The sequence below is a fragment of the Halostagnicola sp. A-GB9-2 genome, assembly GCF_030068615.1.
Taxonomy (GTDB): Archaea; Halobacteriota; Halobacteria; order Halobacteriales; family Natrialbaceae; genus Halostagnicola.
This window is the reverse complement of sequence record NZ_JASJOC010000010.1, coordinates 1-16,519: the sequence shown is the minus strand read 5'-3', so window position 1 is coordinate 16,519 and position 16,519 is coordinate 1. Positions and strand designations below refer to the sequence as shown.

The 16,519-nt window shown below is 57.1% G+C and carries 20 protein-coding genes; 8 read left to right on the top strand and 12 right to left on the bottom strand.

The genetic code is table 11. The annotated features are described in order from the left end of the window. Positions 1-153 precede the first annotated feature (153 nt). Positions 154-1,218, top strand: a complete 1,065-nt coding sequence (locus QNM96_RS18375) for a quinone-dependent dihydroorotate dehydrogenase (RefSeq protein WP_283838177.1) — start codon at positions 154-156, stop codon at positions 1,216-1,218. Positions 1,219-1,294: 76 nt separating this feature from the next. Here QNM96_RS18375 and QNM96_RS18370 read toward each other — a convergent pair whose 3' ends face one another. Continuing rightward, positions 1,295-2,047, bottom strand: a complete 753-nt coding sequence (locus tag QNM96_RS18370) for a DUF6293 family protein (RefSeq protein WP_283838176.1) — start codon at positions 2,045-2,047, stop codon at positions 1,295-1,297. Between the two features lie 96 nt (positions 2,048-2,143). On the opposite strand from QNM96_RS18370, the gene QNM96_RS18365 reads away from it, so the two are divergent. Beyond that, the gene (locus tag QNM96_RS18365) at positions 2,144-2,464 is read left to right on the top strand and encodes a winged helix-turn-helix domain-containing protein (RefSeq protein ID WP_283838174.1); all 321 of its coding nucleotides are present in this window, start codon (positions 2,144-2,146) and stop codon (positions 2,462-2,464) included. A 60-nt stretch (positions 2,465-2,524) separates the two neighbouring features. Here the strand turns inward: QNM96_RS18365 and QNM96_RS18360 are convergent, their stop codons facing one another. Continuing rightward, positions 2,525-3,280 carry a hypothetical protein gene (locus tag QNM96_RS18360; RefSeq protein ID WP_283838172.1) on the bottom strand — a complete coding sequence of 252 codons (756 nt, stop codon included), beginning with the start codon at positions 3,278-3,280 and terminating at the stop codon, positions 2,525-2,527. Positions 3,281-3,665: 385 nt separating this feature from the next. Then, a complete protein-coding gene (locus QNM96_RS18355; protein WP_283838171.1) occupies positions 3,666-3,884 on the bottom strand; it encodes a hypothetical protein in 219 nt (72 codons plus the stop codon). 100 nt (positions 3,885-3,984) lie between these two features. On the opposite strand from QNM96_RS18355, the gene QNM96_RS18350 reads away from it, so the two are divergent. Continuing rightward, positions 3,985-4,647, top strand: coding sequence for a 2,5-diamino-6-(ribosylamino)-4(3H)-pyrimidinone 5'-phosphate reductase (locus QNM96_RS18350; protein ID WP_283838170.1), 663 nt, complete (start codon positions 3,985-3,987; stop codon positions 4,645-4,647). A gap of 90 nt (positions 4,648-4,737) precedes the next feature. Then, complete coding sequence (gene msrA, locus QNM96_RS18345; RefSeq protein ID WP_283838169.1) at positions 4,738-5,265, top strand: peptide-methionine (S)-S-oxide reductase MsrA; 528 nt, start codon at positions 4,738-4,740, stop codon at positions 5,263-5,265. A gap of 252 nt (positions 5,266-5,517) precedes the next feature. On the opposite strand, the gene QNM96_RS18340 is transcribed toward msrA, so the two are convergent. Next, the gene (locus tag QNM96_RS18340; protein ID WP_283838168.1) at positions 5,518-6,063 is read right to left on the bottom strand and encodes a helix-turn-helix domain-containing protein; all 546 of its coding nucleotides are present in this window, start codon (positions 6,061-6,063) and stop codon (positions 5,518-5,520) included. 231 nt (positions 6,064-6,294) lie between these two features. Here QNM96_RS18340 and QNM96_RS18335 point away from each other — a divergent pair, with 231 nt between their 5' ends. Together QNM96_RS18335 and QNM96_RS18330 are read left to right on the top strand one after the other, a co-directional pair. Next, a complete protein-coding gene (locus tag QNM96_RS18335; RefSeq protein WP_283838166.1) occupies positions 6,295-6,711 on the top strand; it encodes an acyl-CoA thioesterase in 417 nt (138 codons plus the stop codon). Positions 6,712-7,073: 362 nt separating this feature from the next. Beyond that, positions 7,074-7,466 (top strand): universal stress protein, encoded by a 393-nt coding sequence (locus tag QNM96_RS18330; protein WP_283838164.1) that lies wholly within the window; start codon positions 7,074-7,076, stop codon positions 7,464-7,466. Between the two features lie 71 nt (positions 7,467-7,537). On the opposite strand, the gene QNM96_RS18325 is transcribed toward QNM96_RS18330, so the two are convergent. Continuing rightward, positions 7,538-7,963, bottom strand: a complete 426-nt coding sequence (locus QNM96_RS18325) for a universal stress protein (RefSeq protein WP_283838162.1) — start codon at positions 7,961-7,963, stop codon at positions 7,538-7,540. Positions 7,964-8,164: 201 nt separating this feature from the next. Between QNM96_RS18325 and QNM96_RS18320 the strand changes: the two genes are divergently transcribed. Continuing rightward, entirely contained in the window at positions 8,165-8,653 is a 489-nt protein-coding gene (locus QNM96_RS18320) for a DUF3237 domain-containing protein (protein ID WP_283838161.1), read from the top strand. A 119-nt stretch (positions 8,654-8,772) separates the two neighbouring features. Here the strand turns inward: QNM96_RS18320 and QNM96_RS18315 are convergent, their stop codons facing one another. The 7 genes from QNM96_RS18315 to QNM96_RS18285 form a co-directional block, all read right to left on the bottom strand. Beyond that, positions 8,773-9,150: a Rieske 2Fe-2S domain-containing protein gene (locus tag QNM96_RS18315; RefSeq protein WP_283838159.1), complete on the bottom strand. Its 378-nt coding sequence runs from the start codon at positions 9,148-9,150 to the stop codon at positions 8,773-8,775. Next, positions 9,147-10,235 carry an amidohydrolase family protein gene (locus QNM96_RS18310; protein WP_283838158.1) on the bottom strand — a complete coding sequence of 363 codons (1,089 nt, stop codon included), beginning with the start codon at positions 10,233-10,235 and terminating at the stop codon, positions 9,147-9,149. The genes QNM96_RS18315 and QNM96_RS18310 overlap by 4 nt, the downstream gene beginning before the upstream one ends. 241 nt (positions 10,236-10,476) lie before the next feature. After that, the gene (locus tag QNM96_RS18305; RefSeq protein WP_283838157.1) at positions 10,477-11,436 is read right to left on the bottom strand and encodes a lactate dehydrogenase; all 960 of its coding nucleotides are present in this window, start codon (positions 11,434-11,436) and stop codon (positions 10,477-10,479) included. 196 nt (positions 11,437-11,632) lie between these two features. Then, positions 11,633-12,412 (bottom strand): ABC transporter permease, encoded by a 780-nt coding sequence (locus QNM96_RS18300; RefSeq protein WP_283838156.1) that lies wholly within the window; start codon positions 12,410-12,412, stop codon positions 11,633-11,635. Beyond that, positions 12,403-13,203, bottom strand: coding sequence for an ABC transporter permease (locus tag QNM96_RS18295; RefSeq protein ID WP_283838155.1), 801 nt, complete (start codon positions 13,201-13,203; stop codon positions 12,403-12,405). Before QNM96_RS18295 ends, QNM96_RS18300 begins: the two co-directional genes overlap by 10 nt. 4 nt (positions 13,204-13,207) lie before the next feature. After that, on the bottom strand, positions 13,208-13,993 hold the full coding sequence (locus QNM96_RS18290; RefSeq protein ID WP_283838154.1) for an ABC transporter ATP-binding protein: 786 nt from the start codon (positions 13,991-13,993) through the stop codon (positions 13,208-13,210). 66 nt (positions 13,994-14,059) lie between these two features. Continuing rightward, the gene (locus QNM96_RS18285; RefSeq protein WP_283838153.1) at positions 14,060-15,079 is read right to left on the bottom strand and encodes an ABC transporter substrate-binding protein; all 1,020 of its coding nucleotides are present in this window, start codon (positions 15,077-15,079) and stop codon (positions 14,060-14,062) included. Between the two features lie 274 nt (positions 15,080-15,353). Between QNM96_RS18285 and pdhA the strand changes: the two genes are divergently transcribed. Continuing rightward, positions 15,354-16,511: a pyruvate dehydrogenase (acetyl-transferring) E1 component subunit alpha gene (gene pdhA, locus QNM96_RS18280; RefSeq protein WP_283838152.1), complete on the top strand. Its 1,158-nt coding sequence runs from the start codon at positions 15,354-15,356 to the stop codon at positions 16,509-16,511. The last annotated feature ends 8 nt before the right edge of the window (positions 16,512-16,519 follow it).

The window sequence follows — 16,519 nt, the reverse complement described above, 5'->3', positions numbered from 1 at the left end:
ATTCCTTGCTAACTCGTTTGGACGCCGAAGGCAGGACTGAGTCAGGAATTTCCCACCGGAATTGATGTTCGAAGAAGGACGCCGAAGCGGCTCTCGAACGGAGAGAAGACGTCCTTCGAGAGGTTTACTTATCCGGCGTTCGCACCGGTATTCATGAGCATCTACTCGAGAATTCGGCCGCTCGCGTTCAAACTGCCGGCCGAGACGGCCCACGAACTCGGGAAGGGGGCACTCCGGGTGGCACAATCGACGCGGCCGACAAGAGCCGGGCTGGCCGCCGCATACCGGTTCGAAAACCCCGCTCTCGAAATCGAACGGTTCGGAACCAAATTTTCGAACCCGGTCGGCGTCGCGGCCGGGTTCGACAAGAACGCGGAAGTGACTCACGCGCTGTCGGCGCTCGGGTTCGGGTTCGTCGAAATCGGAACCGTCACGCCCTATCCACAAGAGGGCAACCGGCGGCCGCGCCTGTTCCGTCTTCGGGAGGACGAGGCGATGGTCAACCGAATGGGGTTCAACGGTCACGGAATGGAACGCGTCAAGGAACGACTCCAGCGAGACGGGCTCCCGTCTATTCCCCTTGGTGTCAATATCGGCAAAATGAATACCTCGGGCGAGCGCGAGGCGATCGAAGACTATCGGCGCGTTTTCGACCGACTCTCTCCGTTTGCGGACTACGTTGTCGTCAACGTTTCCTGTCCAAACACGCCCGAGGAGTTCGACGAGTCTTCCCCCGAACACCTTCGGGCAGTTTTCGAGACGATCGAAGTCGAAAACGACCGTGACGTTCCGATCCTCGTCAAAATCGGCCCCGATTCCCCCGAGGAATCGATACTCGACCTGGTCGACATCGTCGAGGAGTTCGAGCTCGACGGGATCATCGCAACGAATACGACGACGAGCAGAGACGGACTCGAGTCGCCGAACCAACAGGAGTGGGGCGGGCTGAGCGGCGCTCCGCTTGAGGATCGGTCTACCGAAATTATTCGAACGATCGCCGAGCACACCGACTTGCCGATCGTCGGCGTCGGCGGCGTCGATTCGGCCGAAAGCGCCTACGAGAAGATCAGGGCCGGCGCTTCGCTGGTACAGCTATACACCGGTTTTGTGTACAACGGCCCCTCGACCGCGAAAGCTATCAACAAGGGGCTGGCCGGCTTACTCGCACGCGATGGGTACCGATCCGTCGAAGAAGCGGTGGGTGCCGATATTTCGTAACGCTCACCCCGCGGCCCTCGAGTTCGACAATCACCGTTTCGAGGTCCCCAGGTCTACACCTACAGTTTATCTACACCTACAGTTTGTGACGAAACGCTCGTAACGCGTTGTGGCCGGTGTCCGTCAGGGAGACCTGTTTGGATCGGCCGACGGATTCGACCTGAACATATCCGTTGTCGACGAGCGGCGTGATCACCCGGTTGTTTAACAGCGCAAATTTCGCTTTGTCGTTCGCAGGCTCGGATCTCGTGATGAAATCGAGTCCGGCTTCCTCTGCGAAGGTGATCAGATCGCTCTTTTTCGGCGTGTACGTCGAATCGTCCGTATCGTCGATGTAGTTCAGTATCTGTACCTGATCTTCCGTCGGCGTCTCGAGGGGGTACGACGGGAGTTGCTCGGCAACCCGCATCCCCTTCGTCCGCGGCGTCTCTTCGACGGGATGGGATCTGGACTCCGGGTGGACGTAATAGCCGCTCGCGTCGGTGGCCATACAGGCCAGCGCGGCACCGATCGCGGCCAGTTTTGGGCCGCTCGAGACATTGATTCGAACGATGTCGTCGGCATAACTATCAGCGATCGTCGTGATTTCGCCCAGAACATCGTACATGTCTCCGAGATCGATTTTGCGGAAATTGACGGAAACGCCGTGTTCGGTGAGTGTCGTTTCTAGCGCCGTGTGATAGTCGAGGCGTTCCTGCTGGGGGTCGCGGAGCAGATAGAGTATATCCGCGTTGTACTCCAGAACGGGCTCTTTGATTCGATCGAACTCGTATCCCAGCGGGGCGATGTGGACCTCGACGATTGACCGAAGTTCCGTGTCTCGTGTCATTATAGATAGTATAGATAGTAACTATACTATAGTAGTATCGTTTGTATTGATAGTATTGTAACAGAATTGAATATGTGTTGCGCTGTACGATCAGGTATGATTCAAACAACCGAAACACCCGAGACCGAGATCGACATCGCCGACGTAATGTCCCTTCTTAGCGACGAATACGCAGCAGGGATCCTCGAGGCGCTCAAAGAGAGTCCATCGACAGCGGCCGAACTGCGAGAGCGCTGTGAGGGTTCGAAGGTCACCATCTACCGACGATTGAACAGCCTTGAGGACGCGGGCCTCATCACGTCCGGTGTGAGCGTCCAGGCTGACGGCAATCACTGTAAGGTCTATTACCCGGTCGTCGACCGAGTCACGATCACGATTACTAACGAAGGGTTCGACACAAAAATCGATCGACGGTAGGCACTCGCTCCTGAAGAACGGATACCTGCCCCGGAAGATCTGCGTCCAACTGATACCCGGCTACTGAAAGTCCCACAGGAGCTCAGCCGCTTCTTTTCGTTCCCGATACTCCTTGCGAGCCCACGATACCGCGTTCGGGGTGTCGTTATAGATAATACCCTCGATGCCGGCAGAACCGTAAACGGTGATTCCAGCATATTCCTCGTCCGGAAGATCAAAAATCCAGACCGCGAACGAGTCGTCCAAATCCGTCAGAAACAGGGAGCCGTTATCGCCTTTGACGAGTTCGCGTAACATCTGAATGCGACTCGCGTCGAGAGAGTCGAACACCGCGTCATCTAATACGAGTTCACAGAACAGCCCCTGATTTTCCACGGATCGGGAGATGTCATCGAAGAATCTCGGAAAGACAGCGGGACCCGTTCCATACATCGCATTTGCAGCGTTGACAATCTCGTCGCTCCGCTCGAGCACCTTCCACGGGTGTCGCGGATCAGCGACGTTGATCGTTGCGCCACGGAGAAGGTCGAGCGAGACCGAATCAAGGCCAGTAACGTCCAACAACGGCGTCGCATCCTGAATTTGGTCGATTATTGTTCTGAATTCGAGACGGGCCTCGAGTGCCAGTCGACCGGTTTCAGTCAATTGAAATCGAGAATCGACTTTCTCGACACAGTCTCGTTCCAGCAAATCAGCGATACCGCGATCGACCGTCGATCGAGAAACTGCGATACGGTCGACGAGTTCGGGTTTCGTACCGGGGGCGTCCACCAGCGCCTCAAGTAATTCCTGTCGCCGAAGGAGTGCCCGTTCCATTGTATCTTCGACCACCAACGTTGGTCCTAGAATGGATAGGGGCTCGTATATATCCCGTGGCCGAGGGTCACTAATTACGGAAAAACACGGGCAAGAGAGAGAGAACTACGACGAATACTCTTTGAGAATACAATCGTTGGCTGTTGCGTACGTCCCAGCTTCGATACGCCTACGTCGCCGTCGTGACACTATTCTATGATGTGCTAGTTTCCATCTCGCCTGGTTCGAGCCTAACGGCGTCGAGACCGACCGGTTCCCGCACAGGTGTTGGGACCGATATCGACTTCGTGATAGACACCTGAACGACCGCGCTTTTCCGAAACGGGTTCCGGTGTTTTTGATATCGAGCGAGAAGCATCAGCAAGAAGGGGGTACTCGAGGGCAATCACGCGCCGTCGTCGAACAACCCCATATCGTCAGCGATTAGATCGGCCAGTGAATCGGCGACGTCGGGATCGACGACCGCCAGTTCCTCGCCATCGTGCAATCGCTCATTGTGTCCCGTGAGCGTCTCCGCCAACTCGGAAAGGGCTACTCGAGCCGTCGTCTCACACTGTTCGCAAACGATTGGGACGTGAGGCTGGTCCTCGGAGTCGTTCGGCATAGACACCGGATCGTTCGCTGGTATCCATGAAAACGTCCCCGGTTTCCGCGCTCCGTAGTGAGGACACTGGATTCTTTACCGAACGCGTTAGAGGTCCCGTATGCACGTCGTCGTCAACGCTGCGATGAGCGCGGACGGAAAACTCTCCTCGAGGCGCCGCGAACAGGTTCGAATCAGCGGAGACGAAGACTTCTCCCGCGTCGACCGCCTCCGTGCCGACAGCGATGCAATCGTCGTCGGCGTCGGAACGGTACTCGCAGACGACCCCCGGCTTACCGTCAAAGGGAGCGGGCACCGGGAGAGCCGCGTTGAGGCCGGAGAGTCAGCAAATCCTGTGCGCGTTGTCGTCGACTCGAACGCCAGAACGCCGCCGGACGCACACGTCGTCGACGACGAGGCTCGAACGTTTCTCTGCGTCGCCGAAAGCGCGCCGGTCGAACGACGGATGGACCTCTCCGAACGGGCGACACTCATCACGGCCGGTGACGACCGCGTCGACCTCCTTCGCGCCTTCGCGACGCTCCAGCAGGAAGGGCTCGAACAAATTATGGTCGAAGGCGGCGGTGAACTCATCTTTTCCTTACTCGACGATGGGTTGGTCGACGAGCTATCGGTCTTCGTCGGCCCGCAGATCATCGGTGGGCGCGATGCGCCCTCGCTCGCCGACGGGGACGGCTTCGTCGAAAACTATCCAGAGCTCTCGCTCGAGGAAATCGAGAAACTCGACGACGGCGTGCTTCTGAAATGGGACGTTCTGTACTGACGGCGATTCGATCCGGTGGGAATCGAATCAGCGGTCGATCGGAGCGGAGTTTCCCGTCACACCTTTCCTCGTCGACCACTGAGTAAGGGTATGGCGCAAGCGACATTCGGTGGCGGGTGTTTCTGGTGTGTCGAAGCGGCGTTCGAGCAACTTGACGGGATAGAGTCGGCGACGTCGGGCTACGCAGGCGGCGACACCGATACCCCGACCTATCGCGAGGTCTGTTCGGGAACGACTGGCCACGCCGAAGTCGTGCAACTGGAGTACGATCCGGAGACGGTCAGCTACGAAAAACTGCTCGAGGTGTTCTTTACGATTCACAACCCGACGACTCGCGACCGAGAGGGACCCGACGTCGGCTCACAGTATCGGTCGGCCATCTACGCTCACGATGACGAACAACTCGAGCTCGCGGAGTCGTTCGTCGAGGCACTCGAGGCCGAAGGCGGGTACGATGACCCGATCGTCACGGAAATCGAACCGCTCGAGACCTTCTACGAGGCAGAACAGAAACACCAGAATTACTTCGAAAAAAATCCGAACGACGCCTACTGTTCGATGCACGCGGCACCCAAAATGGAGAAGGTTCGCGAGCGATTCGCCAAACAGAACGCCTGAACGACTCCGCCCAAAACCCCTTGAAGATGGGGCTTAGGCTCTCTATTTAGCTAACGACGACTCGGTTCTGATGGGCAGTGGATTCTCTCCCATCTCCATGTGTGTGGTTCCCCACCCACTCGGTGTATCCACACCCACTCGGTGTCTCACGTGACGAACGCCCGTATCCTTCAACGGACTGTTCAATATTGGCCATTTTCCATATATATTAGAGATGCTATAAAGAAGTTGACTATACTGTGGCTAATCGATCTACGCTTCGTGCTCGAGATACTGGCGGCCCTCCTCGGTCTCCGCGAGGATGTCATCGAAGATCGCCGCCTCAGTCTGGAACTTGTGGACGCTGTGAAGCATCGTGTTATGGAACTCGGAAATGAGGTCCCCGTGGGCTTTGAAGAACTCGTGTACCCAGCGTTCCATCTGATCGTTCGTTCTGAACTGGGTGATACAGTGCCAGTGATAGTTGCTGTCTGCGGTGAAAAACATCAAAATATGCGGATCGTTCATCAGATCTTCGTAGCACTCTCTCCAGTTCTCCTCGAAGTTCGGAAAGTTGAACGCGATCCGGAACTGATAGTGCCTGAAAATCTCTCGGTTCGGAAGGATTGTCTCTCGGAATATTTCTTCTTCGGACATCGTCCGAAGGATTTCATTGATACGATTGTGTGAAAGGGTAATCCCGTACTCGGACTCGAGAACCTGACTGAGTTTCCGTGTCGATGCCGTGGGATGGTCCACTCTCGCTTTGAGAATAACGATGTCGCGCGGCGAGACGTCAAACGAATCGTCTTCTACCATTGTAGTTCTAGGTGGTCCAGTCGTAATAAAAAGTTACCTACAATGAGAGCGCATCGCTCGCTCGGTGAAACGCTCTCCCAGAGTTATCAATTTTGAGTATTAATATTTAATTTGTCAATTCTCAGGGGAGCCGTCATCGACTGGCACATTTCGAGACGGTCGAAAACCGATGGGGCGGCGGAATCACACGACATTTATACGGGGCGAAACCACGTCTACAGTACGTTACCAATGAGTTTTACGCGCATCTGGACAGTACGGTTCTCGGATACGGATCCGTTCGGTATCGCTCACTACCCTCGCATGATCGACGCGGTTCACGAAACTTCGGATATGTGTATGGAAGCCATCGGCTGGCCGTTCTGGGAGCTGTCCCAAACCCATGAGTTTGGGTTGCCGCTCGTTTCGATGGACTTCGATTTCAACCGACAGATAGCGGCCGGTGACGACGTCGCAATTGAACTGCTGCCAACCGTCGGTGAAACGAGCGTGCAGTTCGAATACACGGCCACTCACGACGGCGATATCGTGTTCGAAGGAACCGAGCACCGAGTCTGCGTTCCCATCGGAGGCGATAGCGGAATCGAGATTCCCGACGACCTTCGGCGTTCGCTAGAAACCGTCGACATCCAACTCGAGGGAGACTAATACTGCCGGCTGTACGTCGTTCACGATTCTCGTCGCCCCGGGGGTGCGAGAATCTTCACATCGTTACAGCCGGCAGTATATGGACGATTCGTCGACGAATAACTCCGGACACGTCCTCTTACGGTTGCGAATCACCCGCCGAAGGGGAACAAGGTCGTGTCACACATCTGAGGTGGCGAAAGCGATCAGCGACACTGGAAGGAGCCGTCTCCTTTATGCCGAGTTTTGTATTACATATAACGATAGAAATGCATATAACTCAGTAGTTGAAATACGTTAGTAGAATAGAACGTGTGGGAGAACGTACTTCGGTCGCGCAATCGACCCACCGGAGTGACGACAGGAAACGAGATCACCAACCTATGAAAACGATACTGTTGTGCATCGACACGAGCGTCGAACGAACAAAGACTCAAGTAGCGTCCATTACGAGACAGCCCTTCGAGGAAAGCCAAACGACGGTTCACATCTATCACGTCTTCCGTTCCGACGGCGAAAATGCGGACGTCGAGAGCCTGAGTTCCGTGAAGAAAGCCACAGAACTGCTCGAAGAAGAGGGGTTCACGGTCGAGGTATCCCAATCGGGTGGAGATCCAGCGCGAGATATCATCGAAAAGGCAGAGACTCTCGAGGCCGAGTCAATTAGCCTCGTCAGTCGAAAGCGAACGCCGACCGGGAAAGCACTCTTCGGGAGCGTGACACAACAGGTGATCCTCGAATCGGACACGCCGGTGCTCGTCTGTACACCGAAGTAAGCTGTCACGGCTTCCGTGATCCGGTGATACTCTAGCCGGGACGTTGTGACGTATTTGCCGTATTCGGGGCGTTATTGCTCACTCATGACGGCAACGACGGGAGAGGAAGCGCCCAATAGTATCGACTGGGTTACGCTTCCGAAGAGCGCTTTGCCTACGGGCGAGCGCTTCCGTCCGCCCACGACGAGATATCTGGCGGGCAACCGCTCTGCGACCTCGAGAATTTCCTCGGCCGGATCACCGACTCTGCCACGAGCGACGACTCGGTCGGTGGATTCAAGAACGTCGCCAGCGGTTTCGCGAGCGGTCGTTTGTGCCTCTCGAGCAGCGTCGTCGACGTAGTATTCGGGTTGGTTCTTTGCTCGGGCCTCGAATCGGTCTTCGGTCATGACGGAAAGGACGACCAGTTCGTCGTCGAACGCTCGAGCGAGATCGTCGGCCGTCGTCAGGACCGCTTCGGTCGAGTGATCGTCGTCGATTGCACAGAGGATTGCCATACGGTAGCATTCGACTGGAGTCTACTAAACGTTTAGGCAAACGAACCGTTCACCGACGTGATAGTGCACGTATAGAAGTGGCTGTCGGTAGTCGCGACGGAGTACCGCGGGAGCCACCGCGGTTGCAAATCGGCTCGAATCTCGACCACATTAAAATTTTCTAACACTAACTATAACTGCCAGGGGTGAGAGTTTTCTGTCATGGGTACAGAGAACGCAGACCACGAGACGGATCCGCATATTCCAACGCTCGAGCAGGTACTCGAACTCGACATCGAAGTCGACGATCCCATCGAAATCGGCGACACGGGCGATGGTCGACGGCGCATCATTCCGATTAGTGGAGGAACCGTCTCCGGACGGTGTGAGGGGACGGTCCTGGCCGCGGGAGCCGACTACCAGCTGTACCGGACCGAACGCGCGACCGAACTCGTCGCCAAGTACGCGTTCGAAACGGACAACGGGTCCCGCGTTTACGTCGAAAACGAGGGGATTCGCTATGCTTCGCCGGAAACCAGCAAGCGACTTCGGGATGGAAAGCCCGTCGATCCCGACGAGGTCTACTTCCAGTCGGTCCCCTCCTTCGAAACTGCCGATTCGGATCTCGAGTGGTTGACACAGAGCGTGTTCGTGGCGTCCGGTACTCGACAACCGAACGGAGTGAAGTTATTCGTGTACCGGGTCGGCTAATCGCGAATCGGCTGTTCGATTACCGCGTTCGAACAAAGTGTACAACTGACAAGTATATTATTAACCGGGACGAGAGCGTTTCGAATCGTGAGTAACCCGAGAGAGCGGTTGCGGTTCACTCACCTACCATCGTCGACGTACACGACACCGTCTTCGACGATCACGTCGTACGACGGGAGAACGATACCGTCATCTGCGACGTTTTCGCCCGTCTCGAGGTCGAACGACCAGCCGTGCCACGGACAGGAGATGATCTTCTCGTCGCTGAACGAGCGCTCTACGCGTTCGCCGGGGCCGACGAACTCGCCGACGAGCTTCCGTGAGACGGGACCCGTACACACCGGCCCGCCGTCGTGCGGACAGGTGTTTCGAAACGCGTAGAACTCGTCTTCGTCCCGGACGACGCCGACCTCGACGCCGCGAACGTCGACCAGTTCGTGGTCGCCCTCCTCGAACGATTCGGCCGCCTTGACCTCGACGAGTCCCTCGTCGCTCATAGGTCGAACACCTCCACAGCGTTCCCCGCCAAGATAGCCTTCCGCTCTTCGTCGGAGATGAAGGGGAGATCTGTGATCGTCGACGGGCTATCGAAGTCCCAGTGCGGGTAGTCCGACGCGTAGAGCAACCGATCGGTCCCCAACATATCGAAACACAACTCGAGGAGGTCGGGACTGGCCGAGACCTCGAGTGGCTGGGTGCCGAAGTAGTAGTCGGTGATATACTCGCTCGGTCGCTTCTCGAGCAACGGCGCCTCTTCGGGCCGTTTCAGGTACTCCTCCTCGAGGCGACTGATCAAACCAGGAACGTACGTGACACCCGATTCCATGAACACGATATCGAGATCCGGGAACTTTTCGGGGACGCCCTGACACGTCACGCTGACGAGTTGGGACATGTTCGACTCGAGAAAGCCGAGCGTGTGCGTCTCGAGCATCTCCTGATAGCCCGCTCGGACGTAGTCATCCAGTCCCGATCCGCCTGTGTGAAAGACCACTGGGTAACCAATTTCCTCACACCGTTTGTACAGCGGGTCGTACTTCCGGTTGCCGAGGGGGGGATTCGCGCCGGCGGTGATGAAACACGCCCCCTTTATCGCCGGTTCGTTTTCGACTCGGTCGAGGATCTCGAGGGACGTTTCGATATCGCTGTAGGGAAGCGGCGCGAGTCCGTACACGCCGTCGTCCGGATCGAGAACCTCCTCGAGCATGTACTCGATGTGGGCTTTCGCAAACGCCTGCGTGCGTTCGTCATCGGTTTGTACGCCGCCCATTGCGAGTGCGAGATGAGAGATCTGGATGCTCTGGTCGACGTCTAGAAACTCCATTCCCTCCCGAACTCTGTCCGGCGTTTCGGCTTTATCCGGGTAGTTCGAGTGTTCGCGTTCGATCTTCCCGTAGGCCTGGCGGTCGCCGGTCGACGTGGGGAAAAACGAACTCAGATTTTGTTTGACGCCCGCCGCGTCCCAGTTGCTCTTCTCGTATTTCGTCTTCCAGGGCTCCTCCATGTACTCGACGATATCCGTAAACGAGTCCTGATAGTGCCAGTCGCAGTCGACGACACGGTGTTCCGCCGCGTCAATCATCCTAGTTCACCCATGGCTGGTAGTACCACACATATAACGAGTCTCCATTTGACTATAAAGATTGTGCAGGTTCGATGCAACCAGTGCCGCTCCAGTATCTGCCGAATCCCATTTTCCGGTGCAAACGACGGCTAAAGCTAGTTTTCGTCCCCGCCACGAGTACATACTCTCGGTTGGAAGTCGTTCACAATTCTCGCCGCTCGGGGGTGCGAGAATTCACACATAGTTACAGCCGAGAGTGTCAGAATTCTCCTGTATCCGCGCGAACCGACTCGAATGCGTCGGCGAGTTGGGCGTGTTCGGAGTCGGCGAGTTCCCACTCGTGGATCGCCGTGACGCCACCGGAGTCGAGGGTAACTGGAACGCTGAGACAGCCATCGTCGAAGCCGTATTCGCCCGCCAGCGGCGTCGAGAGACATCCCGGAGAGGTAGTTTCCCCGGATAGTATGGAACGCACCACTCTCGTCACACCGGCGCTCGTGACCCATCTCGACGTTTCTGACGCACCTCGGCGCGACGCGATTTCGAACGGCACCGATCGAACGTACTCGAGGATCTCGGACTGCTGTTCGTCAGTCAGCGAAACCGGATCGTCACCGATTCGGGCTCTCGAGAAGATGGGAACGATTCCTTCGCCGTGTTCGCCCATCACCGGACAGGAAACTCGGCTCGGATGAACGTTTTTGCGATCCGCTATCGCGTACGCAACGCGGGCCGTCTCCGAAAGCGAGTAGCCGATGAACTTCTCGCGGGGCCAACCCGATTGCTTCCAGAGCCTGTAGGTGATCCGATCGATCGGATTCGTCAACACCACTACCGGAACCGGATCGACCGACTGGAGCTGTGAGGCGACATCGTCGGCGATCGAGCGGTTGGCCTCGAGTTCCGCCTCGCGGGCCCCGCGATCCGTAGCGTCGTCGGGTCGGGGTGCCGCGGCGGTTAGAACGACGACATCTGGATCGAGAGAACCCATTTCGTCGGTTCCGATACCCCGGACCGTCCCGTAGGACTCCGCCGTCGATTCATCGACCGGAGCGTTCGTGACGTGATACAGCGAGTGGGTGATATCCATCGCGTGGGCCCACGCCGGTTCCGGCGCTTTATCAACGAGTGATATATCTAGCGCCGGGTCCAGCGACGCCAGCGTGTACGCAACCGTCGAGCCGATCGTACTCGCACCACCGATTATTGCGACGTGCATTGTTCTCAAATCTCATTCTGGAATGTGGGCTTGGGACACTTATAGCATTTCATACGACGAATCCCGACCACCGCGAAAACCAAACTCGACCGATGATTCGTTGCGACCGGGTTATACTGCCGGCAGTAACTATGTGAAGGCCTCACACCCCCGGGGCGACGAAAATTGTGAACGACGTACAGCCGGCAGTATTAGTTCACGTCCACGAGAGGATTCGAAAGCGAATCAGTCGAAGCGCCCGGTCGAGGATGAATCCGAGGATCATGATCGCGATCAGCGTCGCGTACACTTGCACCGAATCGAACGATCGCACGCCCTGGATCTCGATGTGACCCAGCCCACCACCGCCTGCGACCATTTCGAAGACGAACGTGATGATGAGCGATATCGGTAACGCGATCTGAATGCCGGAGATGATACCGGGGGCTGACGCGGGCACGATCACTTTTCTGAGGAGTTGGCGATCCGAAGTCCCCATCATTCGTGCCGACCAGATGAGGTTCTCATCAACGTCTCGAGTCGCGTTACGAACGTTGATCGCGACGGGCCAGAAACAGCCGATAGCGACGAGGATAATCTTCGCGAGATCGCCCGTCCCGAACCAGAACAGGAAGACAGGAACGAGTGCGATGACCGGAACCGGATAGCCGACCTCGATGATCGGATCCCAGAACCAGCTCGCGACGCGATTTCGTGCGCTCAACACACCGACGAGAATTCCAAACACGCAGGCGATGACGAGGCCGACGAGCGCGCGTCGAACCGTCAGGTAGCCGTGGTGGACGAGCGTCCCGTCCAGCGTCATCTCGTAGAACCGAACGATGATATCTGAGAGCGGCGGCAGGAAGTAATAGTGGACCATGCCGAGTTGGGTCACGATTTCCCAGAGGACGAGCACGATAACGAGCGAGTAGATCGACTTTCCGACGTTTATCGCATCGCTGCGATCGACGGCGAGTTTGTTGCTTACGTCCATCGAACCACCTTCCGTTCTAACCATTCGTAGCCACGGACGGCGAAGAACGCGGCCGCCGAGATAATCACGAGGACGGCGAACATCTGCGTGTACGCGCCGACCTCGCTGTAGCGCAGAATTTCGAATCCGACGCCTTCGTTCGAAGCGATCAACTCCGCGCTCACGAGCGCGATGAACGCGATCGGGATCGCTTGCCGAATCCCCGTGAGAATACTCGGGATCGTTGCCGGAATAACGACCTTCAGTGGAATCTTCCACGAGGGCATTCCCATCATCTGGGCCGACCAGATGAGATTCTGGTCGACGTTCTGGGCCGCGTTGTAACTATTCAAGACGATCGGAAGCAAGCAGGCGAGGAAGACGATCAGGATCGCCGTCTCCGTTCCAACGCCCAGCCAGAGTATAGCAAGCGGGACGAGCGCCGCTTTCGGAATGGGGTAGATCAGCGCCAGGAAGACCTCGAAGAAGTCTTCGACCGGATCTGACCGTGCCATCCCGACGCCCAGTAACACGCCGATCGAAATGCTCAACGCGAGTCCAACGCCGACGCGGTACAGCGATATCTGTAAGTGGGAAATAACGTCACCAGTCGCAAGCAACTCCCAGGTGACGTACGCAACCTCCGACGGCGGCGGAAGGATCGCACTGGGGACGAAGGTCCCGCTGGCGAACTCCCAGAACCCGGCCGCGATCAGCAACGGGATCCACTCGAAGACGAACCAGACGAACCGCTGGAACGGAGCGGGCAACGTTTCCTCGAGGTCCGTCAATCGAAAGTCGGCGTAAGACATGGGTTTAGAGTTGTGCCTCCGGTTGTGTCTCTTCCCGTAGCGACTGCCATACCTGATTTTTGGTTTCGGTGTACGCATCCGACATGATGATGTCTTCTCTATCCTGCGTTCGATCGACGTCGATCTCGATGGTCGTCTTTTTGGTCCCGGGATGGCGCGTCATGATCATCACGCGTTCGGAGAGGTACACCGCCTCTTCGACGTCGTGAGTGATGAACATCACCGTCTTCTCGACGTCGCGCCAGATCTCGAGGAGGTGGTCCTGAAGCAGTTCACGGAGCGGCTGATCCAGCGCGCCGAATGGCTCGTCCATCAGGAGTATCTTCGGATCGTACGCGAGGGTTCGCGCGAGTGCGACCCGCTGTTTCATCCCGCCCGACAGCTCCTTCGGGTACTTATCCTCGAACCCGTCGAGATCCATCATATCGATGAACTCCTGTGCCGTCGCCCGCCGCTGTTCTTTCGGGACGCCGTCCTGTTCGAGCCCGTACGTGACGTTTCCCATCACCGTTCGCCACGGAAACAGCGCGTAATCTTGAAAGACGACCCCTCGGTCGGTTCCGGGGCCCTCGATCGGTTGTTCGTCGACGGCGATAGTCCCCGTCGACTCCTCGAGAAATCCGGCGACCAGATAGAGAAGGGTGCTTTTTCCGCACCCGCTCGGTCCGACGACGCTGAGAAACTCGCCACTGGGCACTTCCAGTGAGAGATCGTCGATCGCCTTCGTTCGTTCGTCCCCCGACTCGTACACTTTTTCCAGATTCGATATCGTTACGTGTCCTTCGACCATTTTGAGTGGTAGTAGTATAACATCCTATTTGAATATTGTGCGACTCGGTAACAGAGACCTATCATCCTACGTGATATACTCGTTGGTGTAGTGATCCCCTACGTCAAAGTGGTCAGCGAGGATCTCGAGATCCGCCAACTCGTCCATGATCCCCTGTAGTTCCTCGTCCTGAATTTCGATCTGGTCCCTGTAGTAATCGTTCTCGGTCATGAAGAACTCATCTAGCTGTCCCTCGTCGATTTCGAAGTGATCCGACGCGAGCGAAATTACTTCGTCTCGATTCTCTTCGATGTAGTCGACGATATCGAGGTAATCGTCCCCCCACGCCTGAATCTGGTCTTCCTTTTCTTCGAGCGCGTCGCCGGTCGCGACCGTGTAGGCGAACGGGTAGCCGTCCTCGAAGTCGTCGCCAAAGGCGTCCTGACTGTCGAACACGAGGTTGAAATCTTCGTTTCGCGGCGCGACCGCGTACAACCCCGGAAAGATTGCGGCGTCGAAGATGCCGTCTTCCAACCCTTCGACGAACGTCGCAAATCCCTGCTCGTTATACTCGACGTCTTGGTCCGAGTCCAGCCCAAGGTTATCCAGCTGTTTTTCGAACACCGCGTGGATTCCTGTCCCGGTCGCGTTCACGCCGAGGGTCGCCCCCTCGAGATCCTCCGGTTCCATCACGTCCGAGTCGGGCAACGAGTAGATCTCAAAGCCGAAATAATCAGGGTGAGCGTCCCAGAAGTCGGTCGCGATCGCGGTCAGGCCGCTCGGAACGGCGTCCCCGATGATAGCACTCCCGAAGCTTTCAGTCGTCACCAGGGACATGTCCGCTTCGCCCGCCGCCAGCGCGTTGATCGAGTCCGGCGTGCTCGAGTCCTGCGAAACTTCGAGTTCGTACTCCTCGCCGAGTCCGTCGAGTTCGTCCTGGATTTCCGGAATGTCGAGTAACGATCCCAGATTCTCGACCGGCACGACGAAGTTAAACCGGAGCGTATCCTCGTCGTCTCCCCCGAGACAACCCGCTAATCCCGCCAACCCAACGGTTGTGGCTGCTGCACCAGTCTTGAGGATAGTCCTCCTGCTATGTGGTGGCATATCGAGGATATTACCCCCAGTCCGATAAAAGGTTTGTGGTGAATTACCATGTCAGATGATAGTGTACACCATGATCCTGTCACGTTGGTTTGCTACGGAGTTGATTGAAAACCGATGAGACCCCCTCGAGTCGTTAAAACCCGTATCCCCGCGATTGACGCACATTCGAAGTGTTCGTCCCGAGGATTTTCCGTCACCGTCGCCCGAATAAATCGGAAAGAAATGCCACTATAGACAGATACATTAAACTGATTAGGCCAAGTTCAGGCATACCATGGACGACAGTCCGCGATCAGTTCCACCTGTGTCCGAAGACGTCGGTGTCGATCCACTTTCCCAGGGGGACCTCGAGATCGAGACGTATCAGGTGATACGTCCGGACGGGTCCTTCGATTCCGACCGAGTACCGGACCTAGACGACGAGGCGCTTCGCGATCTGTACCGCTGGATGCTCCTTCAGCGCGTGTACGACAATCGAGCGACGAAACTCCAACGCCGGGGGAAACTCGGAACGGTCGCTTCAGGACGGGGCCAAGAAGCCGCGATCATCGGCAGCGGCTTTGCGCTCTCCGAAGACGACTGGATCTTCCCGTACGGGCGCGAAGCCGGGGCGATGTTGATGCACGGGCTCTCGATGCGGGACTTGCTCCTGTACTGGCGCGGCATCGAAGACGCCTCGAAGATGGAAGGAGCGAACGTGTTCGGCCTGGCAATCTCGATCGGATCGCACATCCCGGTGGCGACTGGCAAAGCCTGGGGAATGCAACTCGGCGACGAAGACGCCGTCTCGTTCGCAAACCTCGGAGACGGCGCGACCTCGACCGGCGCATTCCACGAAGGGATGAACTTCGCCGGCGTGCTCGGGGTGCCGGCCGTGTTCTTCTGTCAGAACAATCAGTACGCGATCTCGCTCCCGTTCGACGGGCAGACGAACTCGAATACGATCGCCCAGAAGGCCCTGGCCTACGGAATGGACGGGATTCGAGTCGACGGCAACGACGTCCTCGCCGTCTACAACGCGGTCTCGACCGCTCGAGAACGGGCGCTCGAGGGGAACCCGGTGTTAGTCGAAGCGGTCACCTACCGTCGCGGTGCCCACACGACGAGCGACGATCCGACCCGGTACCGAAGCGACGACGAGGTAGAAGAATGGAAAGATCGCGATCCGCTCGAGCGCTATCGGTCGTTCCTCGAGGAAACCGGGCGCTGGGAGGAAATCGACGAGGATGCGATCGAGCAGGAAGTCGAAGCCGAGTTCGACGAGGCAGTGCAAGCGGCGGACGCCTTCGAAGAGCGCGCCATTGAGGAAATCTTCGCGTATCTGTACGAAGAGACGCCCCCGGAACTCGAGCGCCAACTCGAGGAGTTCCGGGAGCTACTCGAAGAACGACCGGACATGTACGAGTACATCGAACAGCGGCCAAAGGGGTGATTCAATTG

Coding starts and splice junctions, on each gene's coding strand:
- QNM96_RS18325 (WP_283838162.1), bottom strand. CDS start 7,963: ATGGCAATCCTCTGTGCAATCGACGACGATCACTCGACCGAAGCGGTC.
- QNM96_RS18320 (WP_283838161.1), top strand. CDS start 8,165: ATGGGTACAGAGAACGCAGACCACGAGACGGATCCGCATATTCCAACG.
- QNM96_RS18290 (WP_283838154.1), bottom strand. CDS start 13,993: ATGGTCGAAGGACACGTAACGATATCGAATCTGGAAAAAGTGTACGAG.
- QNM96_RS18350 (WP_283838170.1), top strand. CDS start 3,985: ATGCACGTCGTCGTCAACGCTGCGATGAGCGCGGACGGAAAACTCTCC.
- QNM96_RS18340 (WP_283838168.1), bottom strand. CDS start 6,063: ATGGTAGAAGACGATTCGTTTGACGTCTCGCCGCGCGACATCGTTATT.
- QNM96_RS18295 (WP_283838155.1), bottom strand. CDS start 13,203: ATGTCTTACGCCGACTTTCGATTGACGGACCTCGAGGAAACGTTGCCC.
- pdhA (WP_283838152.1), top strand. CDS start 15,354: ATGGACGACAGTCCGCGATCAGTTCCACCTGTGTCCGAAGACGTCGGT.
- QNM96_RS18330 (WP_283838164.1), top strand. CDS start 7,074: ATGAAAACGATACTGTTGTGCATCGACACGAGCGTCGAACGAACAAAG.
- QNM96_RS18370 (WP_283838176.1), bottom strand. CDS start 2,047: ATGACACGAGACACGGAACTTCGGTCAATCGTCGAGGTCCACATCGCC.
- QNM96_RS18305 (WP_283838157.1), bottom strand. CDS start 11,436: ATGCACGTCGCAATAATCGGTGGTGCGAGTACGATCGGCTCGACGGTT.
- QNM96_RS18285 (WP_283838153.1), bottom strand. CDS start 15,079: ATGCCACCACATAGCAGGAGGACTATCCTCAAGACTGGTGCAGCAGCC.
- QNM96_RS18365 (WP_283838174.1), top strand. CDS start 2,144: ATGATTCAAACAACCGAAACACCCGAGACCGAGATCGACATCGCCGAC.
- QNM96_RS18355 (WP_283838171.1), bottom strand. CDS start 3,884: ATGCCGAACGACTCCGAGGACCAGCCTCACGTCCCAATCGTTTGCGAA.
- msrA (WP_283838169.1), top strand. CDS start 4,738: ATGGCGCAAGCGACATTCGGTGGCGGGTGTTTCTGGTGTGTCGAAGCG.
- QNM96_RS18310 (WP_283838158.1), bottom strand. CDS start 10,235: ATGATTGACGCGGCGGAACACCGTGTCGTCGACTGCGACTGGCACTAT.
- QNM96_RS18360 (WP_283838172.1), bottom strand. CDS start 3,280: ATGGAACGGGCACTCCTTCGGCGACAGGAATTACTTGAGGCGCTGGTG.
- QNM96_RS18300 (WP_283838156.1), bottom strand. CDS start 12,412: ATGGACGTAAGCAACAAACTCGCCGTCGATCGCAGCGATGCGATAAAC.
- QNM96_RS18375 (WP_283838177.1), top strand. CDS start 154: ATGAGCATCTACTCGAGAATTCGGCCGCTCGCGTTCAAACTGCCGGCC.
- QNM96_RS18335 (WP_283838166.1), top strand. CDS start 6,295: ATGAGTTTTACGCGCATCTGGACAGTACGGTTCTCGGATACGGATCCG.
- QNM96_RS18315 (WP_283838159.1), bottom strand. CDS start 9,150: ATGAGCGACGAGGGACTCGTCGAGGTCAAGGCGGCCGAATCGTTCGAG.